Origin of the sequence: Streptomyces sp. NPDC093109, assembly GCF_040701725.1 — a bacterium.
GTDB lineage: Bacteria > Actinomycetota > Actinomycetes > Streptomycetales > Streptomycetaceae > Streptomyces.
Window position 1 is genome coordinate 1 of sequence record NZ_JBFBEZ010000001.1, and the last position, 26,840, is coordinate 26,840.

Sequence of the window (26,840 nt, forward strand, 5' to 3'; positions counted from 1 at the left end):
ACCCCACCGAGCGCCCAGAAAGCGCCCCCGCACTACCCAACACCACCAACACGACCGCCACTTGATCGGCTACACCACTCGACGGGACATGACCCCAGATCTGCCTCAGCGGCGAGAGGCTCCCCGCCGGCGCCTCTCGCCGGAGAAGGCCGCAGCGCGCGAAGAGTGTCGGGACATGCCGCCGCAGAGGACAGCGTGAACAGCAGGACCGGACCTTCCAGCGCGAGTCGAGAGGAGACCCCGAACTCGTCGCATGCGGTGGCGGGGCATGGCTGGCGGTAGGACCGTCAGTCGACTTTCGGAGCTTTTAGACAATGCAGATGATGATGCAGCAACGGCCTATCCCCGCGGACACGGGGATAGGCCGTTGCTTCAACGAGTCGTCCGGCCTTCTCACGTGAAGGCCTCATGGAGGCTGGTCTACAAAGACTCTCCCATCTGCGGGCGCGTGACGCGCTGTCGTGTCAGCACCGTGGCCCACCGGTGGTGTGGTCCAAGTGCGCCAGGAAGTCCTCAATCTCACGCACGAGAGCTTGTGTTGCTTCAGACAGGTCGACTCCGGCTTCCCCCAATGCCCAGTCGACCCTGTCTGCAGCAACGCGAGTACCGGCTGACCGGCACACAAAGCCACTCACGAATGATCTGAAAGACTCCTCAGCGTGTTCTTTCCCGTGTCCGCAGCACGCCGATAGGTTTTCTTCCCTCTCGGCATCAAGGATATGAAGGTAGTCCCGCGCGTCCTCGTCACCCTTGAGTGCTGCTTTTTCCCACCAGCTTCGCGCCACATCATCCCTGTCCAGGAACTCAAGGATTTCTGCTACGCGTCGTGTTTCCTGTGGTGTCGCGGTATCATCGATTTCCTTTTTCAGGAGAGTGCGTAGTTCACGGACCGCACCGATTCGATGGTTTCCGTCCACGATTTCCAGGCAGGGGGCGGGGGCCGGGGGCCAGCCCGAAGGCTGGCCCCCCTCCGCCTGGACAGAGTCCTCGCCGATCCGGGAACCCTTGGAAAACACCTGCTCAGAGCCTTCGAGCAGGAGCCACAGGGCGAGGAGCCGGATGGCTCCCCGCTCCTCGGGCTGGTGCGTCCAAGCGGACAGGTATGTCATGCGGTGGCCTCCTCGCTGTGTTCGTTGATGGACTTCTTCAGGTTGTTGGCGGCGGCTTTGATGTAGCGCTTCACCGACTCCTCCTTTATCTGGAGGCGCTGTGCAACCACGGCAGGGCTGAGGTCCTGCAGAACACACAGGGTGATGACCTCGCGCTGCCGTTCAGGAAGGCTGGCGACGAGTTCGTCGATTCCTTCCTTAATCATTTCGTAGGCGGCCTCGGGGATGCCGATGCCGGATTCAGTCTCGGGCAGTTCACGGACCGGGACCGGGACCGTGACCATCCGCTTGTTGCGGCGGAACTGGTCGATGACCGCCCGCTTCACCACGGTGCGGCCGTAGGCGGTCAGCGAACCGTGGCCGGTGACGAGTTGATCCCATCGCCGGTACATCTTCAGGTAGGCGTCCTGCACAGCATCTTCCGCGCTGTGCAGGTCGCCGGCCTGGGCACGGGCCAGTCGGGAGAACGCCTCGATGGTCTCGAGGACGAAGGACTCGAAGTCCGCTCCCGGAGCGGCCTCACTCACGCGGCCTCCCGCGTGGTGATGGCCCGGTGGCCCGCCGGGTCGGCCGTGTCCTTGCGGAACAGCCAGGCAGGCCGGCCCTCCTCGAAACGGGCGGCAGCGCCGCCGTCGGGCAGGGCCTGCGCCATCGCGACCATGGTGGCGCGCTGCTCGCGCTCCGCACGGGTCTCGACATGCGCCTTCACAAGCATCTCCGTGATGCCGCGGGTGCGGCGCATCACGGAGAACAGCAGGAACAGCAGGGGGACCCCGCCCGCTCCTGCCCAGTACGACCAAGTCATCGACCAGGCCTCCCAGTAGAGACGAACTCGTTGGTGAAGGCCCGGGGGCCTTCATTCCCTTACACGCCGCCGGGAGGCCGGATCCGGATGCCGCAGGCCAAGATCTTTTCCCAACTCCCCCCGCTTCCCCGCCTGTCGCATCGTCTTCGCAGGTCACATGGGTAGCAGGCGGACAGGAAAATCGGTCGGGCCTGGAGTCCGAAAAGGTCCCGTCGATTGGGAGCGCGGCCCCGGGAAGGAGGCGGAGTCGGGACGAACCGGCACCACGACCGCCGCTCTGCCCGATCCGCCGGGCATCCGTTGCGAAAGCGCCCGCCCGGCACGGCGAGCACGAGACCGTGGTGGAGTGACCCAACATCCCGGCCTCCTGCGTACCGCTCCCCTGCAGGGGGAGACGACCTCGTCGCTGATCTGCCGCATCGCAGGCCGTTACGGGATGGAGGCGAAGGTGTTGCGGTCGTGCTGGCAGTGGCGCAACTACCCGCCGGGGCACGACGGCGGGGGCACGCGGGCCGACGCCGAGGTGCTGCTGAACGCGCCCGGACGGCAGCTCCTGGCAGACCTGTGCGGCGTCACCGAAGACGTGCTGGCGCGGGCGTTGCCGTCCTGGGGACAGGAGGACGCCAAGCTGTCGGCCGGAAAGAACGGGGTGCCGGCGGCGGCGTGGCGGACCGGCGGCGCGGTCGCCGGGCCGGTCGCCTTCGGCTGCCGTCTGTGCGCGGCCCGCCGCACGGGGACGGCCGTGCGGGTGGTGCGGTACGCGCCGCGCTGGGAGCGGGTGTGTGTCCGGCATGGGCGGTGGCTGCTGGACGCGGACGCCGACCAGCCTCTTGAGCATCTGGACGTGCGGGGTGTGCCGGAAGTGGCCGCGGCGCAGCGGCGGTGGACCGGGGTGGCTCGGCGGGCGGTGCGGGCCGGAGTAAAGCCGGAGAGGGCGTTCGCTCTGGCGCACGCGGTGGTGGCCCGGTGGTGGGGACAGGCCCTGCAGTGGGAGCAGGAGACGATCTGGCCGCAGCGCCTGCACCAGGTCGCGGGCGGGGATGCAGGTGGTGATCTGGAGCGGTGGCGGATCGTGGGGCGGGACACGGTCGTCTTTCCGGAGGTGGTTGCGGTGGCCGACGCACTGCTGGACCCAACCATGGCCGAGCTGGTGTGGGCCGACAGCGGTGCCGGGCGGCCGCGGGCGCTGCCTGCCGACGGGAAGTTCTGCCGCAGGCTCGGTGAGCGGCTGGGGCGGGGATGGCTGGGGCCGCTGGCCGCGACGGACCACGGCGGGCCGCTCATCGCGTGGATGGGCAGCGTCATCCGCCTTCGCCGCGGCACCGGCGGGCCGCACGGGTACGACAACGACCCGTGGTGGCTGCGGCAGGAACACCAGAGCGTGACCATGGCCGGCCAGCTGCGGGTGCTGGGCAAGGAGAAGAAGGCGCCCGGTTCGGGGACGATGTGGCGGGCTGCGGTGCCCGCCGAGCAGCGCAGGCTGATCACCAGCGCTATCGACAGCGCCGAGGAGCAGCTGCTGCAGCTGCGCGGGGTGCAGACCGGGCCGACCGCCGAGGTCGCCCGGCGGCTGCTGCGCGGGCTCGGACACAGTGCCGGTCTGATCGAGAACGCCTGGAAACGGACCGCGGTGGCGGCGGTGAACGGCGGGGTGCCCCTTGAGGAGGTGGCCCGGTGGGTGGACATGCCTGTTGAGGTGCTCAGCCAGATGCTGACGGCCGGCAGGCAGGACGGCAGCTGACAGCCGATGCGCCGAGGGACGGGTCAACTGTTAGCTGATACGGCGCTCGCTCGTGGCAGAAATACTGAAAACGGGGGCCTGTGCCGGCGGGAGCGGCTTGGCTGGCGCGGGTGATCAGCACAAGAGCGGCCCGGCACCAAAGCCGGGCAGGGCAAGCGGGCGTGGACCAGGGCGGCGGGTTCGAGGCGGTGTTCCTCGACCCGGTGGGGCAGGCCGTGCAGCAGCGGTGGGCCGATGCCGCCATGACCGTGGCGTTCGAGGACGTGCCGCCGGTGTCGGCGTTCCCGGTGGTCCCGGGGCGCCGCTGGGGGCCGGGCCTGTGGTGGTCGGCGACCACCGGGCGGCACGTGGCCGCCGGGTCCAACGCGATGCGTGTCCAGCTGATGGTCCTGGATCGCGACCCGCACGTGACCGGGCTCGCGGGGCGGCCGGTGCGGCTGCTGTGGCGTAATCCCCGCGGGCAGGTGCGTTCCTGGGTGCCGCAGCTTTTCGCCCGTCGTGCCGACGGCACCGCGCTGCTCGCCGACTGTCCCAGCCACGCGGGCGCCGGCGGCGAACGCGCCCGGGGCGCCGCCAAGGCCGTCGCGGAAGCGTGCGCGCACATCGGCTGGAGCTACCGGCGCCTCCCACCGCTCGACGACATCCTGGCCGCCAACCTGAAATGGCTGGCCGGTTACCGCCACCCCCGCAACGCCGGCCAGCCCGGCCTGATGCCCGCTGTCTTGGAGGCGTTCACGCGGCCGCGGCCGTTGATCGAAGGCGCCAGCGCGGCTGGCGACCCCATCGAGGTCCTGCCCGCCGTCTTTCACGCCCTGTGGCACGGACAGCTGACGGCCGGCCTGGACACGCCGCTGCACGAACACGTCCCCGTCGGCCCGCGGGGCTGGAGCGGCCCCCAGACGGGAGATGCCGGGTGACCGCGCGGCGCATTGCCCGGCCGGCCGTGAAGGTCGGTGCTCACATCCGCTTCCGTGGCATGAAGTGGCAAGTGGTCGCCCTGTCGGGACAGGACATCCACCTCGTCGGCCCGGACGGCGGCGGGGAGGCTGTGCTCGCCGGGCACCTGTTCGCCGACCCCGGCTTCACCGTCATCGGGGCCGATGCGCCTCAGGCGGCACCGCAGTGGGGGCTGTTCGAGACCGCCCCTGCCACGGCGCGTGAGAAGGCGCTGGCCTGGCAACGGCACGTCAGGGAAGTCGAATGCGGCCTGCCTGGCGGGCCCGGCAGCGAAGGAGCAGTGCGCGAGCAGTACGACTCCGAGCGGTACACGCTGGCCGAACGGGAGCAGGCCAAGGCTCAGGAGCTGACCGCGCTCGGGTTCGGCCGGGTCTCGCGCACCACGGTGCAGCGCATGCGCCTGGCCTACCGCAAGCAAGGCCTGTGGGGGCTGCTCGACCACCGCACCACCCGCGCCTCCAGCCCCACCGGCCGGGCCGACGAACGGGTCGTCGCCGCCGTCCGCGAGGCGATGCGCCGCCGCCGCGGCCGCTCCAAGGGCACCATCAACGGCCTGTTCCCGCTGATCAACCAGATCCTTCAGGACCGGCACGGGCCCGGCACGGTGCCCGCGCCGTCCCAGGCCACGCTGTACCGGCTCGTCACCAACCTCGCCCGGCCCGGCGAACTGCCCTCCGGGCCTGTCCGGCAAGTACCGGCGAGCGTCGACGGGCGGGCGTTCACCCCAGCTACGGCGCTGCGGCCCGGCGAGCAGGTCCAGGTCGACACCACCCGCCTGGACGTCCTGGCCCTCTTCGACGACGGGCGTCTGGCCCGGCCCGAACTGACCATCGCCGTCGACGTCGCCACCCGCGCCATCCTCGCCGCCGTGCTGTGCCCCAGCGCGACCAAGGCCGTCGACGCAGCCCTGCTGCTGGCGGAGATGGCCGTCCCACACGCCGCCCGCCCCACCTGGCCGGACATCCTGCGCATGAACCACGCTCCCGCACTCCCCCACCAGCGGCTGGCCTCGCTGGACGAGCGCCTGGCCGGGGCTGCGGCCCGGCCCTTCGTCCTGCCCGAGACGATCGTCGTCGACCGAGGCAAGGTCTTCGTCTCCGCCGCGTTCACCGCCGCCTGCGAACACCTCGGCATCAGCGTCCAGCCCGCCCCGCCCCGCGCCCCTACCGCCAAAGGAATTGTCGAGCGAACCTTCGGCACCATCAACGCCCTCTTCTGCCAGCACCTGCCCGGCTACACCGGATCCGACGTCACCCGCCGCGGCCCCGACACCGAGAAAGACGCCTGCTACAGCGTCGCCCAGCTGCAGGACCTCCTCGACGAGTGGCTGGTGCACTACCACCACCGGCCCCACGAAGGCCTGCGCCACCCGATGATGCCGAAGAAGGCCCTCACCCCCAACCAGATGTGGGCCGCGCTCGTCGCCGTCGCCGGGTACGTGCCCGTCCCGCTCACCGGCCACGACTACCTCGAACTGCTGCCCGTGCGCTGGCAGGCCATCACCCCCGCCGGCATCACCATCCACCACCGCACCTACGACCACGATCTCCTCGCCCCGTACCGCGGCCAGGCCTCCCCCGTCGCGGCCCGGGGCGGGAAATGGGAGATCCACTACAACCCCCACGACGTGCGCCAGATCTGGATCCGCCTCCTCGACGGTGACCTCACCGAAATCCCCTGGATCCACCGCGACCACGTCCACCAGCCGTTCAACGACCACACCTGGCAGCACATTCGCAACCACGCCCACCGCAACAACCACGACGACAGCCAGCAGCATGAGGCCGGCCTCGCCGACGCTCTCGACCAGCTCATGCGCCGTGTCCACAGCGGCCACGCCACCACCACCGAACAAGCTCTCCTGGCCCGCGCCACCACGCTGCCGGTTCCCGCCGCACGGCACCCGCAATACGGCACCGGCCCCATAACCGGCGAGTCGGCGCAGCACGGCGAGGACGACAGCATCGACGACCTCCCCGAGGACGACACCCGCCCCACCGCGGCCGCCGGATTCGGGCTCTACGACGCATACGAGGAAGCCGACAAGTGGTGAACACCCGCCCCCACCCCGCAGCGCACCAACCGCGCAGCGCACCCGCCGACGCGGGCAGCGGCAACACGGCCGAGCCGTCCTGGCCCCTGACCACCTGGCAGGGCTGGCAGCGTTTCGCCACCACCGAGCCGCCCGCCCCGCCCCAGCCCGGCGACCCGCCCCGCAGCCGCGACGAACGCCTCGCCTACCACTCCGCGTTCGTCACCATCCGCACCCCCGCCATCAGCCAGCTCGCCACCCAGGTCCGCACCCTTATGATCCTCGGCCGCCACCAGCAGACCACCGCACGGCCCTCGCTGATCGTCACCGGACCCGCCGCAGCCGGGAAAACCACCGCCCTGCTGAACGTCGGCCGCGCCTGCCACCTCGCCCACACCCGCAAAAACCCCGCACCGCCCGGATTAGCCCACTCCACGGCACCCGTGGCGTACGTCCTCGTCCCGCCCGGCGCCACCGCGAAAACCCTCATCACCGAGTTCGCCCGCTACCTCGGCATCCCCACCACCACCCGCATGACCCAGGCCCAGATCACCGACGCCGTCTGCCACACCTACACCCAAGCTGGCGTCCAACTCGTCCTCATCGACGAGATCCACCGCCTCAACCCCCGCACCACCACCGGCGCCCAGGCCGCCGACCTGCTCAAAGATCTCACCGAACGCCTGGCCGCCACGTTCGTCTACGCCGGCATCAACGTCACCGACACACCCCTGTTCAGCGGCACCCGCGGCGCCCAGCTCGCCGGCCGCGCCACCCTCATCACCTGCGGCCCCCTCCCCGCCCGCCACGGCACCCGCGAACCCTTCCGCGACGTCATCACCGACATCGAGAACGCCCTCGACCTCACCCACCACAAACCCGGCGTCCTCCCCCGCCACGCCCCCTACCTCCACCAGCGCACCGCCGGCCGCATCGGATCTCTCACAAGGCTTATCCGCCAAGCAGCCATCACCGCCATCCACGACGGCACCGAACGCATCACCAAAGCTGCCCTCGAAGCGGTACAGCTCGACCACCTCGCCGAACAACACAGACGCCCCACCCGCAGCCGCCAACCCCCGCCCACCGAACAGGCAAAACAGCGCTGACCAGTACAAACACCAACCGAGCCTTTACGCGCTGGCGAAACCCACAACGAGCCCGGCCCCCACTCAGCGCACGCGACACAACCCCAGCTCACACCCCTAACTGCCCGCTGGAACCGCGCACCCGGCCTCTCTCAACGAACCCACAACACACCAGGCCAGCAAGCCCGCGATACACCAACAAGCCCCCCTCCGAGCGTTACCGGCGGCCGGGCGACCGGCGTGCGGCTGGCCGACGGCACCGTGATACCGGCCGATGACGTGCTGGTAGCCATCGGCTCGCTGCCCAACACACAGTGGCTGGCCGACAGCGGTCTCACCGTCCACAACGGACTGGTATGTGACGAATACGGCGCCGCCGCGCCCGGTGTGTACGGGGTCGGCGACGTGGCCCGCTGGTACAACCCGCTGTTCGACGTGTCCATGCGCGTCGAACACCGCACCAACGCCGCCGGACAGGGCGTGGCCGTCGCACGCGACCTGACCGACCCGAGCCGACGGCGGCCGTTCGCCGAGGTGCCGTACTTCTGGTCCGACCAGTACGACACGAAACTCCAGGCATACGGCCACCTCCGCGACCACGACGAAGCGCTCGTCCTGAACAGCGACCGCGCAGGGCGCCAACTCCTGATCGCCTACCGCAAGGACGACCGGCTCGTCGGCGTACTCGCCATCGGCATGTCACCCAGGACCCTGCGCGCCTGGCGCGCCCACATCGCGGCCGGATCCCCATGGACCGCCGCCCTCACCGCGACAACCGCCGCATGACCCACAGGAGGACTTCCATGGGCACAACAACCAACAAGGCCGGCACCGGTCTGCCGGTCTTCCCGGGCGAACGCGCCGCACACTGCCCGTTCAACCCTCCCGCCGAGTACACGCGGTGGCGCGAGGAGGAAGGCCTGCGCCAGGTGAACTGGAACGGCCACACGGTGTGGGCGGTCAGCCGGTACGAGGACATCAAAACCGCCATGACCGACCCGCGGATCAGCGCGGAAGCCCTCACACTGCAGAGCAACGGCGCCCACGAGGGCCCCAACGCACCGGACATCTTCCCGCGCATGGACGACCCCGAGCACGCCCGGCTGCGCCGCATGCTCACCAAGGACTTCACCGTCAGGCGGGTCGACGCGATGCGCCCCCGGATCGAGGAGATGGCGAACGGCTTCATCGACAAGATGGTCGCCAAGGGCGCGCCGGCCGACCTCGTTCCCGACTACGCACTGCCGATCCCGTCGCTGGTGATCTCCCTCCTGCTCGGCGTCCCGTACACCGACCACGGCTTCTTCCAGACGATCACCTCCACCGTGATGAACATGAACGTCTCGCGGGAGGAGAAGGCCAAGGCCTCCCGGGAGTTCTTCGGCTACATGCTGGAGCTGGTGGCGCGCAAGGAACGCGAGCCCGGCGACGACCTGATGAGCCGCCTCGTCCGCGAGCATGTCCAGACCGGAGAACTGCGCCGCGAGTCCGCCGCGATGAACGGTGTCATCCTGCTCAACGCCGGCCATGAGACGACGGCCAACATGATCTCCCTGGCCACGGTCGCGCTGCTGGAGAACCCGGACACGGCCGCCGCGCTCCGTGACACGGACGATCCGAAGGCGATCGCGAACGCCATCGAGGAACTGCTGCGCTATCTCACGATCGTGCACAGCCTCGTCGCCCGCGTGGCCAAAGAGGACGTCGAAATCGGCGGGCAGCTCGTCAGGGCCGGTGAAGGGCTGGTCATGAATCTGCCCGCCGGTAACTGGGACCCGCACTTCACCGACCGACCCGACACGCTCGACATCGACCGTCCCGCGCGCGGGCACATCGCGTTCGGCTACGGCGTGCACCAGTGCATCGGCCAGACCCTCGCCCGCGCCGAACTCCAGATCGCGCTGCCCACCCTGCTGCGCCGGCTTCCCGGGCTGCGGCTCACAACCCCGTTCGAGGAGATCCGGTTCAGGAACGACATGAGCATCTACGGCGTCCACGAGCTGCCCGTCACCTGGTGAACCGACGGCCGAAGGGGATACGACCATGACCACCGATCAGCCCAGGACCTACCCGTTCGCGTGCCGGAAGCTGGACGTCGACCCCCGCTACGCGTTACTGCGCCGTGCGGAGCCGCTCTGCCGGGTCCAACTGCCCTACGGTGAACCCGCGTGGCTCGCCACCCGCTACGACGACATCAAGGTCGTGCTCAGCGATCCGCGGTTCAGCCGCGAGGCCGCCATCGGCCGCGACCAGCCCCGCTCCCGGCCCTACCCGTCCGGCGCCGGCACCATGATCAGCCTCGACCCACCGGACCACACCCGGCTCCGCAGGCTGGCGACCAAGGCGTTCACCGCCCGCCGGATCGAGGCCCTCCGGCCCCGCACCCAGCAGATCGCCGACGAACTCGTCGACGCGATGCGAGCCAAGGGCACGCCCGCCGAACTGGTCGAGGACTTCTCCCTGCCGCTTCCGATCACGGTGATCTGTGAACTGCTCGGCGTACCGTTCGAGGACCGGTCCGATTTCCGGCTCTGGTCCGACGCGTTCCTGTCCACCACCAAGTTCACCCTCGACGAGGTGACAGCGCACCGGACCCGGCTGCGGACCTACATCGCCGGCCTGATCGCACAGCGACGGAAGAATCCGCACGACGATCTGATCAACGCGCTCGTGGCGGCGCGTGACGACGAGGACCGGCTGTCCGAGGAGGAACTTCTGTCGATGGTGGAGACGATCCTCGTCGCCGGGCACGAGACCACCGCCTCCCAGATCCCGAACTTCCTCTACACCCTGCTCACCCATCCCGACCAGCTCGCGGCCCTGCACGCCGACCTCGGCCTCGTGCCGCAGGCCGTCGAGGAACTCCTCCGCTTCGTACCGCTCGGCGTCGGGGGCTCGCAACCGAGATACGCGCTTGAGGACGTCGAGCTGGGCGGGGAGACGGTACGCGCCGGCGAGCCCGTGATCGTCGCCGCGCAGTCCGCGAACCGGGACGAGACCATTTACACGAGCCCCGACGAACTGGATCTGGGCCGGCGCGAGGCGTCTCATGTGGGCTTCGGACACGGGCCGCATCACTGTCTCGGCGCCTCCCTCGCCCGGATGGAGCTGCAGATCTCACTCCGCACCCTGCTGGTAAGGCTGCCAGGGTTGCGTCTTGCCGGTGACATCGTATGGAAAACAGGGGTGGCCACCCGGGGGCCGGAGCGGATGCCGATCACCTGGGAGGCGTCATGACGGACCTCAGGTTCGACGGCAGAGTAGCCGTCGTCACCGGCGCCGGCGGCGGGCTCGGCCGCCACCACGCGCTGCTGCTGGCATCCCGTGGCGCGAAGGTCGTGGTCAACGACATCGGAGGATCGGTGACCGGTGACGGCCCCGACACCGGGCCCGCCGAGGCCGTCGCCCGCGAGATCCGCGAGCGGGGCGGCGAGGCGGTCGCGGACACCCACAGCGTCACTACCCCCGACGGCGGTGAGGCGATCGTCCGTACCGCGCTCGGTACGTATGGCCGTGTCGACATCCTCATCAACAACGCGGGCATCCTGCGCGACGCTCCCTTCCACGCCCTGACGCCGGAACTGCTCGATCCGGTCATCGACGTGCACCTGCGAGGAGCGTTCCACGTGACCCGGCCGGCGTGGCTCGCCATGCGGGAGCAGGGCTACGGACGCGTGATCAACACGACCTCGGCCGCCGGAGTACTGGGTACCGTGGGGAAGAGCAACTACGGCGCGGCCAAGGCCGGCCTGGTCGGCCTCACCCAGGTCCTCGCACAGGAAGGCGCCCCGCACGGCATCAAGGTCAACGCCCTCGCTCCGATCGCAGCCACCCGTATGCTCACCCACTCCATGGGCGGATCCGATGGCCGGCAACTCGAGCCCGCCGCGCAGGCCATGATGCAGGCCGTCACCGACAAGCTCCACCCCGCGCTGGTGTCCCCGGTCATCGCGTTCCTCGCCCATGAGGACTGTCCGGTCACCGGCGACACCTACACCGCTGGCGCCGGGCAGGTCGCCAGGTTCTTCACCGGCAGAACCCGCGGCTACTGCAACTCCGCACTGTCCATCGAGGACGTGCGGGACCATCTGTCCGAGATCCGCGACGAGACCGGCCACACCACGCCCACCGATCCCGGCGAGGAAATCGCCGGAATCCTACGGGCCATCACCCAAGTCCGAAAACCGCGGACGAGTAACACTGAAGCGTCCCCTTGATCGTGGACACCTGAAGACTGGGATCTGAGGTTCCAGAGAAAGTAGTGCCAGGTGGGAAGCAAGTACACGAAGCGGTACTCGGACGAGTACAAGCGGGACGCGATCGAGCTCGTGCGGTCGTCGTCGGGCCGGACGGTGACCGATGTCGCCCGGGAACTCGAGACAATCGAGATCTTGAAAAAGCGACCGCCTTCTTCGCGGAGGAGAGCGACCGGTGAGCACGATATGCCGGTTCATCCACGCGGAGAAGGCGAACTACACGATCGTGCTGCTGTGCACGGTGATAAAGGCCGCCCGCTCCACGTACTACGCCTGGGTGGCCGGACGAGAGGCCCGCCAGGCGCGGCGACGGGCGGATGAGGCGAGTGTGGATGTGTCATTGTTGACCGCCGCCGAGGCGCCGTCGGAAGCCAGGTGCAGCGAGACTCCGGCGCCTGGCAGTTGGTGACCTTGCCCGCGGTGCCGGTGTACTGCCGGGTCACGCACGCCGACGCGTCTGCGTCCTTGAGGAACCCGGTGTCATCGAGGACCAGCGCGGTGGGCTTGACGACCGGCTGCATACGCCAGGCCGGACGGGCCCGTACATGCGCCGCGTCCCACGGGCTGGATGTCACGAAGTGGGCCAGGGCCTGCCGGTTACCGTCCTCGCCCAGGCGGGCGGCCATCGGCTCCACCGGCTTGCGCCCGCCGTCCAGCAGCAGGCCCCGCAGACAGACCCCACCTCACCGCCGCTGATCCGCCCGCGCGAACGGCTCGAACATCTCCGCCGCGAAAGCGAGTTCGGTCAGGACCGCGAACTCGAGGCTCTGAAGGGTGTTCACCCAGTGCGTCGAAGACCACCGCAACGAGCAGCGCCGTCGGCAGCAGCAACTGGACCAGCCCTCCGATCAGGCCGCCCCGTCCAGCCAGCCGCCGGCGGCCCGACCCAGCCCAGCCCCGCGGCCACGATGGCGTTCCGCGAGGTCCACCCCGAATCCCGCCGGCCGATCGTCTCTGCATTCCTTCAACGCTCACCGGTCAGGCCCGTACGAGAACCCCGGCGGGCGGCGGCGAAGGTGTTGTGCACGGCACGGGCCGGGCCACGCTGGCGCGCCGGTCGCGGTCGGCCCGGTCGGGGGCCTTGTGCAGGTTGAACGTGATGTCGACGACGTGGTCGGCGAGCGCCAGGACGCGCGGGTCGTCAGTGAGCGGCTGGAGTTCGGTCAGGTCCTCGTCGGCGGTGCGCGCTTCTACCGACCGGACTCCTCCTGCCGCCAGCCTGGTAACAGAGCTGTGGCATACGGCCAAGAGCAGTCTCAGCGCCAACCACGCTTCCCTTGACCAGTAGGGGCACATGCTGTCCGCCCCCGTCCGAACGTCCGCAAGGGGCGGAGAGGGGGACATCCTCCTCCGTACGGAAAGAAGAGAAGAGGAGGAGAGCACCGTGGCGATGAACACCGCGGCAAGCGCGGAGGAGGTGGCGGTGCGGTTCGTCGGGGGGCCGCTGGCAGGCCGGACGCTGCGGACGGCGGCCCGGCCGCCGTGGCCGGGCGAGTGGATGCGGGCGGAGAACGGCGGATGGGCGCTGTACCGCGTGGCCCATCGCACGGCGGGCGCCCTGATCGCCGAACACCAGACGGACCCGGCCGACGCCTGAGGGAACGGCGGGCATTACGGATGAGAGCGTGTTCCCGAACCCGAACCCGAACCCGAACCGGAAGCTCAATGGCTTGATGGACGAACAGGACGGCTGTGGGGCCGTTCAGTGATGTGTCATGTGCCCGTCCGGCAATGAGCGCGCGACGCTGCGCATCAGTCCCTCAAGGTCGCGTTCGCCAGCCGGTGTCTGTGCCCCCTCCTGCAGGCCCTTGTTGATCAGATGCTGAGCGGTCGGCAGACTGAACGTAGAAGCCCAGGCATGGTTCTCACGCAGGAGTCCTTCCTTGAAGTCATCGGCGGGCAGCGAGTGCTTGGCTGCTTCGATAACACCGTCGGGCAGCGCGGCGATGTTACGGGCGACACGGTCAACGTACTCGTCGAGCTCGTCGGCCGGCAGGGCCCGGTTGATCCAGCCGTAGGACGCTGCGGTCTCGGCATCGAACAAGTCGGCGGTGAGGATCACCTCCAGTGCGCGGTTGCGACCCACGCGGTCCCGGAGGTACTGCGTTCCGCCTCCGCCGGGGATGATCCCCATCAGCGCTTCGATCTGACCGAGTCCAGCGGTCTCGACGGCGGCGAACGTCATGTCCGCTGCGGCCACGAATTCCGCCCCGCCTCCGCGGGCCTTCCCGGCGAGCTTCACGATGGTCACCTGGGGCTGGTGGCGGATCAGCTCACCGATCGCCTGGAACACGTTGACGTCCGCCGGCGCGGATGCGGCGAGTTCCTGGAGGACGTCCATCTCCTCGCCGACGTGCATGTCCACGTGAGCGATGAAAAACTCCGGGTCGGCGCTCGAGAAGACGATCACGCGGACGGAAGGATCGTCCTTGATGCCCGTCAGTACCGTCCACAGCTCACGCATCATCGTCGTTCCGAGCGCGTTCACCGGGGGATTGTCGAGGACGATCCGGGCGACGCCGTGTTCGCTGCTCACGCGCAGGGTCGAGTAGGCATCGTTCGTCATGAGGTTCTCCGTTGGTTACCGCTGGGCATGTAGGTTTGCAATGCATACCTACCGTCGACGACGGCGCCCAGATGGTCAAGAACGCACTTTGGGAGCACCTAGGATCATGAAGGACACCGATCTGCACGGCGTTGACGCCGAAACACGGACGGTTTTCCGGGCGGACTGCCCCAGCCGACCGATCCTCGACCAGATAGCGGACAAGTGGTCGATGATGGTGATGGCCCTGCTGGAGCGGCCCACCCGGTTCAATGAACTGAAGCGAAGCCTGGAGGGCATCACGCAACGTGTCCTGACCCAGACACTGCGCCGTCTCGAGCGCAACGGCATGATTCAGCGCACGGTGCTGCCGACCTCACCGGTCGGCGTCGAGTACTCGCTCACACCCCTGGGCGAGTCCCTGCGCGAGCCGTTCGGCCTGCTCTACGACTGGACCGTCGAGCACAGCGGAGAGATCCAGAACTGCCAGCGGGCGTACGACACCAGGGCTGACGCTTAAGCGCATGTCTTTGAAGGTGGCGGGTCCGCTGGAGACCTCAGCCGAAGCGAGTTGTTCGCCAGTCGATTGGATCATGTTCCATGACTGCTTCGGAGCCCACCATCGTCGCGACGTCGGGTGGACATCGTGCGGGCGGTCGCACCATGGTGATGTTCGACCCGTTGGTGCACCACGCGGTCGATCTGTCAGGAGTACACGGGGCGGCGTCCCCGAATCATGTACGTCGGTACGGCCATTGGTGATGCCGAGCACTTCACGGCACGTATGACCGAAGCCGCCCGGGTTGCCGGGCTCGACCTGACGCCACTTCACCTCTTTCCTATGCCCAACATCGAGGACATCGAGGACATCGAGGACGGCGTACTCGATCAGGACGTCGTCTGGGTAATGGGTGGCTCGGTGGCGAACCTGCTGGCCGTGTGGCGAGTCCACGGTCTGGACCGTGTCATGCGTCGAGCGTGGGAGGCCGGCGTCGTACTCAGCGGGGTCAGCGCAGGTTCGATCTGCTGGTTCCCGGGCGGCGCTACTGCCTCCTTCGGACCTGCACTTCAGCCACTCACGAACGCCCTCGGTCCGACACGAAAAGTTGTTCAGCTGACAGACTCCCGCGTCGAGACCGACGCCGAGCGTGGCGTGGTGGTGCTGTCCCCCAGCCAGTACGGATCACCCTGGTCCGACCCGTCGCGCGTCGCAATGGTCGCCCCGCGTCGTCGGGCACGCGGGCCTGTGGCCTGAGAGCCTGCCTCTGACCCATGGCGGCGTCCGAGGGCCGTGCATGATCCGGGGCAAGATGCTGCTCTCACCACCCTGGCCATGCCGGTCGGACCCGATCTGTCTGCCCGAGACTGACGAGGAGGAGCCGCCTCCCATGCCCCGCCGCACCCGCCAGCCAGAGCACCGGCCCGATCATGGAAGCCATCGGCGAGGCTGTCACCGAAGGCCGAACCGGTGACCTCGACGCCGCTCACCGAAGACTTCTGGATCTTTGGTCCCCGATCGGCGTCAGCGGCGACCCGCAGCACCGCTGCTCTCTCGCGCACTACCTGGCGGATCCGTACGACGATCCCGCCGAGGCCCTGACCTGGGACGTCCGGGCGCTGGACGCCGCCGACACCGTGACCGAGCAGCGTGTCCGGGAACACCACGCCGGTCTGCGCGTCGACGCCTTTATCCTTCCCCGCATCTCAACCTCGCCGACGACTGCCGCCGGCTCGGCTCTTTCGAGGCTGCCGGCGAGCACGTCGAGGCGGCCAAGGCGTACGTTCCCCACCTCGCTCAGGATCTCTGCGGTGACCTCCTGCGTACCGCCGTGCAGGAAGTGGCCGCGGCCATCGCCGGGCGGGATCACGCCCGGCGAGACGGGGCTCCGGGATCATCTTCCCGGGGTGCGTCCGCCGGCCGGAACGCCCCGGCCGGCTGAGCTTCCGGGCCGGGTGGGTCAGCCGCCCTGGCCCACGCTGCCCATCGAGCCGACCTCGACCGAGGAGCCGCCGCCCTCCGTGACGGGCAGGGAGGCGGCGCCCGGCCAGTTGAGGGTGACCGACTTGGTCTCGTTGGGCGGGGTCACCACCAGGCCGGTGATCCGGACGCCGGAGCCGCCCGTTTCGTTCAGCGGATAGTTGATGGGGAAGTAGATCTCCGCGCCCGCCTTGAGGGTGCTCGGCTGCCCCTGGCCGGCGCGCTTCGCCGACAACGTCCCCGAGTTCGTCTTCAGGTCGACGCCCGCGAAGGCCGCCAGCTGGCAGTCCTGGCCGCCGCGGTTCTTCAGCGTTACCGCGACCGTGCCGTAGGGGTCGCCGCCGATGGAGACGTCATCCGCCGTGATCGACAGGTTGTCGGTACGGCAGTTGGCGGTGCCACCGCCGGAGCCGGAACCGCCCGTGCCGGAACCGCCCGTGCTGGAGCCACCGGAGCTGGAGCCGCCCGTGCTGGAACCGGTCCCGGTGCCCTGGCCGCTGGAGCCCGTCCCGGCCGCGTTGTCCGAGCTGCCCGAGTCCGGGGTGCTGCTCGAGTCCGGGGTGCTGCCCGAGGGCGACGGCGTGGAGTCGGTCGAGGGAGCCGACACCGAGGCGGACGGTGTGTCGCCCTGCCCCGTGACGTCCTCGTCCTGGCAAGCCGTGAGTGAGAGGCTCGCGGCTACAGCAAGGGCGGCGAAGGTGAGCTTGTGAACGCGCATCGGTTCGTCCTCGGAAATCGGAATCGGTATCTGTCAGCGTCCGGCTGCTCTGCATGAGCCGCCGCTTCCGATCACCAAGATCCGTCCGGGCCCGCCACCGTTCCACACAACTTCCCCCTGATACCTACCCGTTACAGGCACATTCAGGGGCCCCCTGGGATCACTACCGGGCACCCCCTCCCCGCCCGCAGACAGTGCGGGAGGTTAGATCCGAAAACGGCCACCGGTACGACCCCGGAGCGCCCACCGGTCGGCCGGTACGGAGGTTCCGGCGCCGGCGCCTACCTGCTGGCGGTCAGCGTCGGCCGTAACGGACCTGTGACGCTGCGGCACTTGACGCGCACGGGTGACATGACCTTTTCACTCCGCGAAGCGGAACGTGGAGGTGATCGCGTCGAAGAACGACACCCGAGCGACACCGACCCCGATTGCCGAGTGATTCTCACAAACGGGTCGTTTGTAGGAACCGACCGGTGAGCACTGGCCGATGCGTCAACGCTCCGGCGATCGGATCGCTGGAACACCCTGAACGCGTTAACGCCGAGCGAACCACGTGATCGTGACGTCGTTAGCGAACGAGGTGCGCTCTGCCATTTGGAACACTCTCAGCTCATCGCCGTCTCAGCGGCCTCGAACAGGGGCAAGGGCGACCAGTCACCGGACCAGTGGAGCCCGCCGGACCGCGCCTACTGGAGTACGTATGCCAGGGCCAGGATCGACGTGAAGCACGTCTACGAACTGAACATCACCGCGCCGGAGAAGACCGCGCTGGGCGAAATGCTCGACACCTGCGAGAGCTGATGCCGCTTCCCGAACCCGCCGTGTGCCAGGGCCAGGTGAACGCAGGGCCCGGCGGGGCCATGACCGACGAGGTGGGCGTCATCACCGGCAACCTCACCATCCGCACCACCCGCCTCACCGAACACCTCGTCGCCGTCACCGTCCAGTACACCGACGCGGAGGAGTGGTACGCCCTCACCGGCAGTCCCGCCACCGTCGCTGCCGGGAACCTGGAGGACTATCACGCGGCCGTCCTGGCCGCCATCGCACTCGGCGGCGAAGCAACAGCCCAGCGGTAAAGCCTTCCCGGCGCCCACGGCGTCTCTCCCCTGCCTGCCACCGGCAAAGGACACCGAACCCGGGTCGAACAGGCCCGGCCGTCAGTGCGACGTCGTCATAATCGGGCCAGGTGCCGTGAGTAAGAGCTCGCGCGGATAGGCGCGGAGACGCCCCCCGTCGACAAAGCAGACACCGGTCTTGGTGATCATGGAGTTGCGACGCTCTGTGATCACCGGGGAGACCTGTGCCTGTGCTGCCCAGCATGACTGACCGAGCCGCCGTGGGACCATTTCTCGGCACTGTTGCCCAAGCGGCTGGTCTACCAAAGCTCGGTGAGGCGGCGCCTCGGGGACAGGCGATGGGGCCGTGCGTAAGGCGAGTCACGTGACGGCCTGGCGGCGATGAGTTTCCGGCGATCCGACAGTCCGACAGATCGTCAACAGCACTGAACCGAAACGGGATGGACGCGATGACGATCCAGCCGACTTCCACCGACGACCCTGCCGTGACCACACCGCCAAAGGGTGCTTACGCGCACGTCAACGGCCTGGAAATGTATTACGAGAGCCACGGCGCAGGCCGCCCGCTGGTGCTGCTGCACGGCGGCGGGCACACCATCGGGCTGACGTTCGGGGCCATCGTGCCCGCGCTGGCCGCAACACATCAAGTGATCGCTGTCGAACTGCAGGGCACTGCCACACTTCCGACATCGACCGCGAGATGACCGTGCCGAGGTTCGCCGAGGATGTCGTGGCGCTGCTCGACGTGCTCGGTATCGAACGGGCCGACCTTTTCGGGTTCAGCCTGGGCGGGATGACGGCGCTGGAGACGGCGCTTCGGTATCCCGAGCGAGTGGGCCGCGTAGTCCTCGCGTCCGTTCCCTTCCAGCCCGGCGGCTACCTGGACAAGATCCGCGATCCAGCTCTACAGGCGGGATCGAAGCGGTTGCCGGCCCCGGCCGACTTCCAGGAGATGGTGAACGCCTACACCGCAGTCGCCCCCCACCCGGAGCACTTCCAGGACTTCATGGCCAGGTGCACGGTCGCGGCGGGCTATGAAGGGCGGTCGGAGGACGACTTGCGGAGGCTGGCCGCGCCTGCTCTGCTGGTCGTCGGCGACACCGACTTCGTTCGCATCGAGCACGCCGCGCAGATGCACCGTCCCATCCCCGACGCGCGCCTGGCGATCCTCCCAGGCTGCCTACACATGGACGTCATGCGCCGCACGAAACTGATCCTCCCCATGGTGAAGACCTTCCTCACCCCATAGCTCGCCGCGGCGCAGGCACGTGGGCGGCCCGGTCCGCCGCCATGGGCGGGCAGACGCCGCGAACGTCGGTAGTGTCGGCGAGACGGCTCTCACAGCGGCTGGCCCCCGGGAACGCCCGGGGCCGTTCGGCTGTCCGGATCAGCTCATTCGAGCGTCTCTCTGGGATCACAGGAATCCACATCGACGAGGTAGCCGAGGACCTCGGCGAACCCCTCGAAGAACAGACTGTCGCCTTCGCCGGTCCACCAGAGGCGTTCCTCGGCGAATCCACCGGTGTCGATCAGGAAGATTCCCTGGCTGCGGTCACGGTTGACCGCCACCGGGAAGAGCGGCGTCCCCGAGGGAATGCCCACGTCTTCGGGAGTGCCACTCTCCACTACCGCGCGCCGGAATCCCTCCGCAGCTTCCGCCAATCCGCCCGGCGCCCAGTCGTGACAACCGAGCAGGACAACGGAGAAGCCCTCCAGGCCGTCGGTCAGCGAGAGAAATTCCCGGTAGCCCGCTTCGAACGATTGCGCGGAGCGACGCTCCAGCGCGGCCAACGCTTCCGCCTCGGCGGGTGGATGGATCACGGGCTGGGGGGGTTACCCCCACCGGTGACTCCGAGAAATACTCCCGCACCCGTTCGGACACCACCTGACCGACGAGCTCTCTCATACGCACAGCTCACTCCTCATGGCCGCGAAATCTGGCAGACACCGTACTGGCCCCAAGTCCATCAAGGGACGAGCGGGACGGCTACGTGGGATCGGCACCGCTGCGCCTACAGACCGGGGAGTACTCCCGCCGGACCCGGCCGCTACGGCTTGGGCTGCCTGGCCCGAGAGCCTTTGTCATCTGCCAGCGGCCAGAGAGCGCCCCGCTTCAAACGGACGGCCGGCAGGACGCGCTGGAGGATCTGACCTTCGCGTGGAGAGCGCGCCATCGCCCCGGCCAGCGAGCAGCCGAAGGTTGGGGCTGGCACGAAGTTCCTCTTTGGCCCCGCTGCGGTCTGGTCAGGCGTCGAGTTCGGCGGGCGCACGGTCCCGTGTGCTGTCGATCTGGCTGAGAGACAGACCGAGCAGCAAAGCTCCTTCAAGGCCCGTAAGCGAGAGCAGTTGTTCCTTCTACTCCTGGGGGCCGGCGTCTTCGTGCTTGAACTTCTGCAGGCTGGTACGGGTGGCTACGATCACGCGGGCCAGGGCGTCGTGGATGAGGGACGGTCCCCTACCGTCATCGCGCTCGGTGGCTTCGCGGGCCACGGGGCTGTCGCGGTACACGAAGCACAGGACCTCGGCCCGCTTGGTCGGCAGGGTGCTGCCGTCCTTCTCGTAGGTGAGCAAAGGCTCGGCATACCTCGGCCACCGTGATCGCCGCGGTAGCGGTCATCCTCGTGCTGCCCATCGTCTTCACCGAAGGCCGCCACTGGTCGGCGGTCGCCGGGCACGCCACGCTCTATCAGGCGTGGTTGCGGCTCGTGGAGGTCGGCCCCCGCCGGCCCGACTTCCCGTGGACGACCGGCGGAGCCTGGACCGTCTACGCGGTGTGGCGCTCAGCGCAGCCGTGCTCGCCGTCACCAGCGCACAACGGCGCGACCAGGGTGGCGGTGAGATCGGTGTGCTGGTCGGTGACGGCCCACTGTTTGGTCGTGCCCGTGCCGACGGCGAGGAGTGAGCCGTCCGGGGTTCTGGTGTAGCGGCTGGTGCCGTCGTCGGCGAGGTTGTTCGAGCCGCCGTCGTAGCTGAAGGATGCCTTTCCGTTGCCCCGTACGCGGTCGAGGGAGTCGTACGTGTAGGTCGTGCCGCCGTCGGTGATCTTTCGCTCGAAGGCGTCGAAGGTGAGTGAACGGGTTTCCTTGCCCGGAGACTTCACCGATGCGACGGTGCCGCGCGCCGAGTAGGAGTATGTGGACGTGCCGTCGGTGAGCAGACGGTTGCGCGTGTCGTACGTCGAGGTCGCGCTGCCCGCCTTGACGCGGTTGCCCGCGTCGTCCCATCCGTATTCGGTGGTGGTGGCTCCGGTGGTCCAGGAGGTCATCCTGCCCGCGAGGTCGTAGCCGTAGGTGTGATCGGCGGCTCCGGCTGTGCCCTTGGTGGACTTCTTGGTCAGCCGGTCGTCGACGTCGTACTCGTACCGCGTCGACGCAGTTTCGGTGGTTCCTGCGGGGTTGGTGATGCGGTCGCTGGTGAGCCGGCCCAGGCTGTCGTAGCCGTAGGTGCGGCGCGCGGATTCCTGCCAGGTCGTCGAGCCGGCCTTCTGTTCGGCGTAGCGCTCGGTGGTGGGGCGGCCTGCGGCGTCGAATCCGTACCAGATGTCGTTGCCGGTAATCTCGTCCCAGGTCCAGTCGAGCCGTCCGGCGGCGTCGTAGCCGTATTCGGTGGTGACGTCCGCGTTGGTACGCGAGGTCATATTGCCCTCGGTGTCGTACGCGTAGGACGACTTCCCGCCCGGTCCGGCGGCGGTGAGGAGCTGGCCCCGGTCGTTGTACGTGTAGGTGTCGCGGCCGAGGAGTCCGTCCGTGCCGGCCGCGGTGAGACATCCCGCAAGGTCGTACTCCAGCGTGCGGTTCACCGTGGCGGCCTCGGCGCCGGCGCCGGTCTCCGCTGTCATTCTGCCGAGTCCGTCATATGTCTGCGTGCGCCGGACTCCTCCGGGCAGTGACTCGGAGACGCTTCGGCCCGCCGCGTCGTAGACGGTGGTCCAGGTGCGGTCGGCCGGCGCCGGGTGGTCGTTGGTGGCTGGTTCGATGGTCGATTCGGGTTGGTTCCAGGGGGTGAAGGTGTAGACCGTGTCCTTGCCGCGGCCATCGGTCAGCCGGGTCTGGTTGCCCGCCGCGTCGTGACCGAAGCCCGTGGTGATGGATTTGCCGGCGCTGACCGGTTCGACCTGACGCGTGAGCCGCCCCAGCGTGTCGTAGGTGTACGTGGTGCGTGCTCCGTCCGCGGCTGTCGCGGAGGTGCGGTTGCCGTCCGCGTCGAACTCCGCGGAGAGCGAGCGCAGTGCGGTGGTGCCGGTGCCGAAATCGGTCTGGCCCAGGACGTTGCCGAAAGCGTCGTAACTCGTGGTGCTCCTGCGTCCGGTGGGGTCGGTGATTTCGTGCTGTCGGCCGAGTCCGTCGTAACGGAGCCTGGTGACCCCGCCCATCGGGTCGGTGATGGTCCCGATGTCTCCTGCCGTGTTGTAGGTGGCGGAGGTGGTGTGGTTGCCCGGTGTTGTCGAGGAGAGCTGGTTGCCCGCGTCGTCGCAGGCGAATCGGGTGGTCAGGTTGCGGAGCGACGGGTAGCGATCGATTGTTGTCGCGGTCAACTGTCGTCCCAGCTCGTCGTACGTGGCCTCGATCCGGGCTCCGGTCGGGTCGGTCTGCGGCAGCTGGAGGCCGGTCGGTGTCCAGGTGTAGCGGGTGATGCCGGCGCCGTCGAGGTCGCGCAGCGTGCCGTCGGGCGAGCCGTTCAATGTTCCCGAGCCGTTGAGCGTACCCGGCGAGGTGCCGAGCAGGGCCGGGGTTCCTGCTACCGGGTCCGTCTTCTGGATGAGCCGGCCGAGTTGGTCGTGGCCGTAACGGGTGGTCCTTCCCAGCGGGTCGACGGTTGCTTCGACATTGCCCAGTGCGTCGTACTCGGTGTGCGAGACGGCTGCGATCGTGGCGATATAGGCGGTTTTGGCTCGCTGTGTGACTGGACAGCCCGCGGGCAGGCATCGGTGCCCTGGGGCGCGCGGTTGAGGGACCGTCGAAAATTGAATGGCGTCGGGATCCCGGGTCGTACATACTCGCCGTCATGTCAGTCACGTCTCCGGCCGGCCCGATGTGTACGCGTGATTCACTTGCCGCCGAGCTGCGTGACCTGGGCCTCCGCTCTGGTGAGACCATCCTCGTACACTCCTCCCTCAGCTCGCTCGGGTGGGTCTGCGGTGGTCCGGTCGCTGTCGTCCTCGCTCTGCTGGATGTCCTCGGCGATGACGGGACGTTGGTGGTGCCGACGCACTCGGGCGACAACTCAGATCCAGAGGGCTGGCAGAATCCGCCCGTGCCCGAGGCATGGTGGGCGGACATTCGCGCGTCGATGCCGCCCTACGACCCGCACACCGCGCCCACCCGCAGTGTCGGTGTCATCCCGGAGACCGTCCGCAACTGGCCCGGAGCTGTCCGCAGTGCTCACCCGCAGACGTCCTTCGCTGCCGTGGGTCCCCACGCTGCTGCAATCGTGGACAGCCACGCACTGGACTGCCGGCTCGGCGAGCGCAGCCCGCTCGCCCGGCTGGAAGAAGTCGGAGCGCGGATCCTACTTCTGGGCGCCGGCTTCGAATCCTGCACTGCATTCCACCTGGCCGAGTACCGGATTCCCGCGCCACAGGTCAACAACTCCTTTGCGGTCATGACCCCGCAAGGCCGCAGCTGGATCACGGTGCGCGACACCTCAATCACCACAGACCGCTTCGGCGATCTGGGCATGGCCTTTGAAAAGGAGTGCCCAGTGGTACTGGGCAAGGTAGGCGCGGCCGAGGCCCGGTTCTTCTCTCTGACCGACGCCGTCGCATACGCCGTGGCATGGCTGGCTGAGCAGCGACCGCGACCGTGTACAGCAGCCTCAACCTGACATTTTCTGACGATTCTGTGGCTCAGCTGGTGAATCCGACTTCTTCGTCCAGCCGTCGCTTCGGGGGCCTTTACGGGTGAGGCACCGGGTCATGAGGGTGATGAGTGACCAGTTCAGGTGGGAATCGGAATCGCTCATCACCTGGGCCGCGATCACCCTTATGACCAGGTGCATCACCCGCCGAAGCTCCCGCAGGAGCGGACAGACGGCCTCCCGCGACGTTCAACGCGACTGATCGTCCCGGCACTGACGGTCAGCAGTCCCACCAAGAGGTCACCGGGCCCGGACTGCGGCCCCGAGAACCACTCTCCCACCGCAGCCGAAGCCAGACAGCGGCTTCGCGCTCCCAGCACCTTCGAACCCGGAGCTGGGCAACGCGCAGCTCAGTTCCTGTGTCACATCCTCTTTCCGCAGGTCATGACGTATGAGGGTGGAGGGTGATCGGGGTTGCCGTTCGGTTCGGCGTCCTGTGGACGCCGAACCGAACGGCAGGTGAGGGGTTCTCAGGTGGTTGCCGTGGGGTATGTCGCAGACGGCGACCCCATCGGGACGGAGCGATGCGACGGAGGTCGGGAATGGCCGCGCCCTACAATCGCAGTGAGGGCGAAGCGCCGGGCCGAGATTCCGGCACCGGTGTGAGGGAGGGGCCAGGATGTTCCGCTGGAAGAAGAAGCTCAAGGTTCTGTTCGGTTCGGACCAGTTCAACGATCTGACGGCGCAGCTCAGGCCCGACCTGAGTCGGGAATCGCTCGGCGTCGGGCCCGACTTCCCGGGCGTCGCCCCGAACCCGGTCATGAGCAGTGATGCACGGAAGCGCAGTGCGGAACTGCGTACGGGGGCGCTTGCGCTCGGTGTTCTCGTCGACTGGCGAGAGGTCAACAGCAATCCACGCGTGGTCCTGATGTTCGACGTGGAGACCGCCGACGGCCGCTCGTTCCGCGGTATCGCAGACGAAGGCCTCACGATCACCGAGCTCACACGACTCGCCCCAGGACAGACGTTGCCCGTGCGCTACCGACCGGCCGTCATGGACCACTACGTCGCCCTTGCCCGGGACGCGGACCCCGCCCACGTGCAGCAGCTCTCTGACGAGATCGCGAGCCGCAAGCGGACCTGACCCGAAGGCATTTTTCGCAGGTCGGCGACTTGATGTTTCGGGCCGGTCGGCCCGAAACGTGGGCCGGGCGTACGGGGTTGGCGGTCGTACGGTGCTGTCATGGACAGGGACGGGGTGCCTCGGCTGCGGCTGACCGTCGTCTAGCCAGCGTCGGGCGGACCGAGGTTGTGCCGGGGGTGCGGTGATCCGCTGATGCCGTCGGCGAAGGCGCGGCCACCATGCGGCTTGTCCGCGTCCTCCGGCCACACTGCGGGCACTCCACCAGCTCACTCATACCGCCGTCCTCCCCCATGTTCGAATCCCGAGCTGGGAGAACTCAACGATGGACCTACTCCAACGGTGACCGCGGCGCCGGGGCGGGCTCGTCCGGGTTCCTGCGTCGGGGGGCCGCACCGTCGCTGATCGGGCCCGATACGTTGGTCGGATGGGAACCTCTGTGCAGTATGACCGCCCTGGTCACGTGATCTTCCTCAACGGCACATCAAGTGCTGGTAAGACCACCTTGGCCCGCGCGATCCAGGAAGCAAGCGATGAGCCGTACCTGTATTGGGGCATCGATACGCTGTTCTCGATGGTGCCGGAGAAGTGGGCCGGTGCCCGCGGCGGGCACTTGAGCTTCGAAGGGTTCCGCTACGACCGGTCGGAGCATGACGAGGACGGCCGTCAGCTGATCAGCATCCGGTACGGCGACGTCGGCCGCCGGATGCTTGCCGCCGCCCGCGCGTCGGTCGCCGAGCTGGCGCTCAAGGGCTGCAACGTCGTGGTCGACGAGATGCTGCTGGATCCCGATCTGCTGGAGGACTGGCTCCAGGCGCTCTCCGGCGTAGAGGTCTATCTCGTTGGGGTGTACTGCCCGGTCGATGTGCTGGAGGAGCGGGAGGCGGCACGGGGCAATCCGGCGGGCCTGGCGAGGGGGCACCTGCGGACGGTTCATGCCCATGAGGCCAGGTACGACCTCAAGGTCGATACCAGGGAGGTCCCCGCGCAAGAGCTGGCACGCAAGGTTCTTCGGGCTCACTCGCCGGCTGTAGCAGCGGGGCATGTCGACGGCGGGCCGCCGCGATGACGGGCGGCGGCCCGCCGCCCGTTACAGAAGGCCGGTGCGCCCGTCGAGCAGGCGGGCGCGAAGCAGGCCGCGCCCGAAGCCCGCACGGCCGCAGGCGAGGCCCTGACCGAAATCCAGTTGCTCACCCAGGACCTGCGGGTCCTGGCGCTCGCCGACCGGATCGTCGGCCTCACCTTCCACTTGCACGAAGCCCCCGACCAGGCCGACCGCGACCGGCGCGCCATCGCCACCCGGGCCGCGCACAACGCCTCGCTCGGCATGTGAGGCGCCGAATCAAGTTACGGAAGCCGTCGCGGTAAGGTTAATCAGCACTGGGGATTTGGGACGCGCTGGATAAGTTAACCGCCAGTGCAATTTGGCGGAGGTCCACACTCTTCAGAGAGGGCCCTCCGTCACCTGTATGAAAATGGATTACGGATCAAGGACTGATGGAATCATGGTCAATAAAAAACTTGAAGGTAAATCAAAAGCAGTCCGGGCGGCACTCCTTGTCGACAGATTTACGAGTAGGCCAATCGGCTTAATG

General features: G+C 68.3%; 26 protein-coding genes and 4 pseudogenes. 19 read left to right on the forward strand and 11 right to left on the reverse strand.

Going from position 1 to position 26,840, the window contains the following annotated elements; genetic code table 11:
• Window positions 1-464 precede the first annotated feature (464 nt).
• The 3 genes from AB0389_RS00005 to AB0389_RS00015 are packed head-to-tail and all read right to left on the reverse strand — an operon-like array spanning window position 465 to window position 1,914.
• A complete protein-coding gene (locus AB0389_RS00005; protein WP_366392991.1) occupies window positions 465-1,109 on the reverse strand; it encodes a hypothetical protein in 645 nt (214 codons plus the stop codon).
• A complete protein-coding gene (locus AB0389_RS00010) occupies window positions 1,106-1,636 on the reverse strand; it encodes an RNA polymerase sigma factor (RefSeq protein ID WP_366392992.1) in 531 nt (176 codons plus the stop codon). The genes AB0389_RS00005 and AB0389_RS00010 overlap by 4 nt, the downstream gene beginning before the upstream one ends.
• Window positions 1,633-1,914 (reverse strand): hypothetical protein, encoded by a 282-nt coding sequence (locus tag AB0389_RS00015; RefSeq protein WP_366392993.1) that lies wholly within the window; start codon window positions 1,912-1,914, stop codon window positions 1,633-1,635. Before AB0389_RS00015 ends, AB0389_RS00010 begins: the two co-directional genes overlap by 4 nt.
• A 346-nt stretch (window positions 1,915-2,260) precedes the next feature.
• Here AB0389_RS00015 and AB0389_RS00020 point away from each other — a divergent pair, with 346 nt between their 5' ends.
• From AB0389_RS00020 to AB0389_RS00055, 8 genes are all read left to right on the forward strand, one after another.
• Window positions 2,261-3,655, forward strand: a complete 1,395-nt coding sequence (locus AB0389_RS00020; protein ID WP_366392994.1) for a DNA-binding protein — start codon at window positions 2,261-2,263, stop codon at window positions 3,653-3,655.
• A 161-nt stretch (window positions 3,656-3,816) separates the two neighbouring features.
• A complete protein-coding gene (locus AB0389_RS00025; protein ID WP_366392995.1) occupies window positions 3,817-4,572 on the forward strand; it encodes a TnsA-like heteromeric transposase endonuclease subunit in 756 nt (251 codons plus the stop codon).
• 59 nt (window positions 4,573-4,631) lie between these two features.
• Window positions 4,632-6,665 (forward strand): Mu transposase C-terminal domain-containing protein, encoded by a 2,034-nt coding sequence (locus AB0389_RS00030; RefSeq protein ID WP_366392996.1) that lies wholly within the window; start codon window positions 4,632-4,634, stop codon window positions 6,663-6,665.
• 86 nt (window positions 6,666-6,751) lie between these two features.
• Window positions 6,752-7,753: an ATP-binding protein gene (locus tag AB0389_RS00035; protein WP_366393412.1), complete on the forward strand. Its 1,002-nt coding sequence runs from the start codon at window positions 6,752-6,754 to the stop codon at window positions 7,751-7,753.
• A gap of 219 nt (window positions 7,754-7,972) precedes the next feature.
• Window positions 7,973-8,518, forward strand: coding sequence for an oxidoreductase C-terminal domain-containing protein (locus tag AB0389_RS00040; RefSeq protein WP_366392997.1), 546 nt, complete (start codon window positions 7,973-7,975; stop codon window positions 8,516-8,518).
• 17 nt (window positions 8,519-8,535) lie between these two features.
• Window positions 8,536-9,750: a cytochrome P450 gene (locus AB0389_RS00045; RefSeq protein WP_366392998.1), complete on the forward strand. Its 1,215-nt coding sequence runs from the start codon at window positions 8,536-8,538 to the stop codon at window positions 9,748-9,750.
• Between the two features lie 25 nt (window positions 9,751-9,775).
• Entirely contained in the window at window positions 9,776-10,969 is a 1,194-nt protein-coding gene (locus AB0389_RS00050) for a cytochrome P450 (RefSeq protein ID WP_366392999.1), read from the forward strand.
• A complete protein-coding gene (locus AB0389_RS00055; protein WP_366393000.1) occupies window positions 10,966-11,949 on the forward strand; it encodes an SDR family NAD(P)-dependent oxidoreductase in 984 nt (327 codons plus the stop codon). Before AB0389_RS00050 ends, AB0389_RS00055 begins: the two co-directional genes overlap by 4 nt.
• A 381-nt stretch (window positions 11,950-12,330) precedes the next feature.
• On the opposite strand, the pseudogene AB0389_RS00060 reads toward AB0389_RS00055, so the two are convergent.
• Together AB0389_RS00060 and AB0389_RS00065 are read right to left on the reverse strand one after the other, a co-directional pair.
• Window positions 12,331-12,710: pseudogene (locus AB0389_RS00060) on the reverse strand (transposase); the annotation flags it as partial.
• A gap of 256 nt (window positions 12,711-12,966) precedes the next feature.
• Window positions 12,967-13,254, reverse strand: a complete 288-nt coding sequence (locus tag AB0389_RS00065) for a hypothetical protein (protein ID WP_366393001.1) — start codon at window positions 13,252-13,254, stop codon at window positions 12,967-12,969.
• Between the two features lie 118 nt (window positions 13,255-13,372).
• Here AB0389_RS00065 and AB0389_RS00070 point away from each other — a divergent pair, with 118 nt between their 5' ends.
• Window positions 13,373-13,585 carry a hypothetical protein gene (locus tag AB0389_RS00070; protein WP_366393002.1) on the forward strand — a complete coding sequence of 71 codons (213 nt, stop codon included), beginning with the start codon at window positions 13,373-13,375 and terminating at the stop codon, window positions 13,583-13,585.
• A gap of 105 nt (window positions 13,586-13,690) precedes the next feature.
• Here AB0389_RS00070 and AB0389_RS00075 read toward each other — a convergent pair whose 3' ends face one another.
• Window positions 13,691-14,554: an enoyl-CoA hydratase/isomerase family protein gene (locus tag AB0389_RS00075; RefSeq protein WP_366393003.1), complete on the reverse strand. Its 864-nt coding sequence runs from the start codon at window positions 14,552-14,554 to the stop codon at window positions 13,691-13,693.
• A 106-nt stretch (window positions 14,555-14,660) separates the two neighbouring features.
• Here AB0389_RS00075 and AB0389_RS00080 point away from each other — a divergent pair, with 106 nt between their 5' ends.
• From AB0389_RS00080 to AB0389_RS00090, 3 genes and pseudogenes are all read left to right on the forward strand, one after another.
• Window positions 14,661-15,053, forward strand: a complete 393-nt coding sequence (locus tag AB0389_RS00080; RefSeq protein WP_366393004.1) for a helix-turn-helix domain-containing protein — start codon at window positions 14,661-14,663, stop codon at window positions 15,051-15,053.
• An 80-nt stretch (window positions 15,054-15,133) separates the two neighbouring features.
• Window positions 15,134-15,626: pseudogene (locus AB0389_RS00085) on the forward strand (peptidase E); the annotation flags it as partial.
• 335 nt (window positions 15,627-15,961) lie between these two features.
• Window positions 15,962-16,473 (forward strand): annotated as a pseudogene (locus AB0389_RS00090) (hypothetical protein).
• A gap of 18 nt (window positions 16,474-16,491) precedes the next feature.
• On the opposite strand, the gene AB0389_RS00095 reads toward AB0389_RS00090, so the two are convergent.
• The gene (locus AB0389_RS00095; RefSeq protein ID WP_366393005.1) at window positions 16,492-17,229 is read right to left on the reverse strand and encodes a DUF4232 domain-containing protein; all 738 of its coding nucleotides are present in this window, start codon (window positions 17,227-17,229) and stop codon (window positions 16,492-16,494) included.
• A 594-nt stretch (window positions 17,230-17,823) separates the two neighbouring features.
• Between AB0389_RS00095 and AB0389_RS00100 the strand changes: the two genes are divergently transcribed.
• From AB0389_RS00100 to AB0389_RS00110, 3 genes are all read left to right on the forward strand, one after another.
• Entirely contained in the window at window positions 17,824-18,030 is a 207-nt protein-coding gene (locus AB0389_RS00100) for a hypothetical protein (RefSeq protein ID WP_366393006.1), read from the forward strand.
• Between the two features lie 59 nt (window positions 18,031-18,089).
• Window positions 18,090-18,308, forward strand: coding sequence for a hypothetical protein (locus tag AB0389_RS00105; protein WP_366393007.1), 219 nt, complete (start codon window positions 18,090-18,092; stop codon window positions 18,306-18,308).
• Between the two features lie 412 nt (window positions 18,309-18,720).
• Window positions 18,721-19,557 (forward strand): alpha/beta hydrolase, encoded by an 837-nt coding sequence (locus tag AB0389_RS00110; protein WP_366393413.1) that lies wholly within the window; start codon window positions 18,721-18,723, stop codon window positions 19,555-19,557.
• Window positions 19,558-19,700: 143 nt separating this feature from the next.
• Here the strand turns inward: AB0389_RS00110 and AB0389_RS00115 are convergent, their stop codons facing one another.
• The 4 genes and pseudogenes from AB0389_RS00115 to AB0389_RS00130 form a co-directional block, all read right to left on the reverse strand.
• Window positions 19,701-20,129, reverse strand: a complete 429-nt coding sequence (locus AB0389_RS00115) for an SMI1/KNR4 family protein (protein ID WP_366393008.1) — start codon at window positions 20,127-20,129, stop codon at window positions 19,701-19,703.
• Between the two features lie 534 nt (window positions 20,130-20,663).
• Window positions 20,664-20,879 (reverse strand): hypothetical protein, encoded by a 216-nt coding sequence (locus tag AB0389_RS00120; RefSeq protein WP_366393009.1) that lies wholly within the window; start codon window positions 20,877-20,879, stop codon window positions 20,664-20,666.
• Between the two features lie 193 nt (window positions 20,880-21,072).
• Complete coding sequence (locus AB0389_RS00125; protein WP_366393010.1) at window positions 21,073-22,989, reverse strand: hypothetical protein; 1,917 nt, start codon at window positions 22,987-22,989, stop codon at window positions 21,073-21,075.
• 72 nt (window positions 22,990-23,061) lie between these two features.
• Window positions 23,062-23,277, reverse strand: a pseudogene (locus AB0389_RS00130) (RHS repeat domain-containing protein); the annotation flags it as partial.
• Between the two features lie 35 nt (window positions 23,278-23,312).
• On the opposite strand from AB0389_RS00130, the gene AB0389_RS00135 reads away from it, so the two are divergent.
• From AB0389_RS00135 to AB0389_RS00150, 4 genes are all read left to right on the forward strand, one after another.
• The gene (locus AB0389_RS00135) at window positions 23,313-24,131 is read left to right on the forward strand and encodes an AAC(3) family N-acetyltransferase (RefSeq protein WP_366393011.1); all 819 of its coding nucleotides are present in this window, start codon (window positions 23,313-23,315) and stop codon (window positions 24,129-24,131) included.
• A gap of 652 nt (window positions 24,132-24,783) precedes the next feature.
• Window positions 24,784-25,248, forward strand: a complete 465-nt coding sequence (locus AB0389_RS00140; RefSeq protein WP_366393012.1) for a hypothetical protein — start codon at window positions 24,784-24,786, stop codon at window positions 25,246-25,248.
• A gap of 424 nt (window positions 25,249-25,672) precedes the next feature.
• On the forward strand, window positions 25,673-26,314 hold the full coding sequence (locus AB0389_RS00145) for an AAA family ATPase (RefSeq protein ID WP_366393013.1): 642 nt from the start codon (window positions 25,673-25,675) through the stop codon (window positions 26,312-26,314).
• Between the two features lie 117 nt (window positions 26,315-26,431).
• A complete protein-coding gene (locus tag AB0389_RS00150; RefSeq protein ID WP_366393014.1) occupies window positions 26,432-26,578 on the forward strand; it encodes a hypothetical protein in 147 nt (48 codons plus the stop codon).
• Window positions 26,579-26,840: the final 262 nt, after the last annotated feature.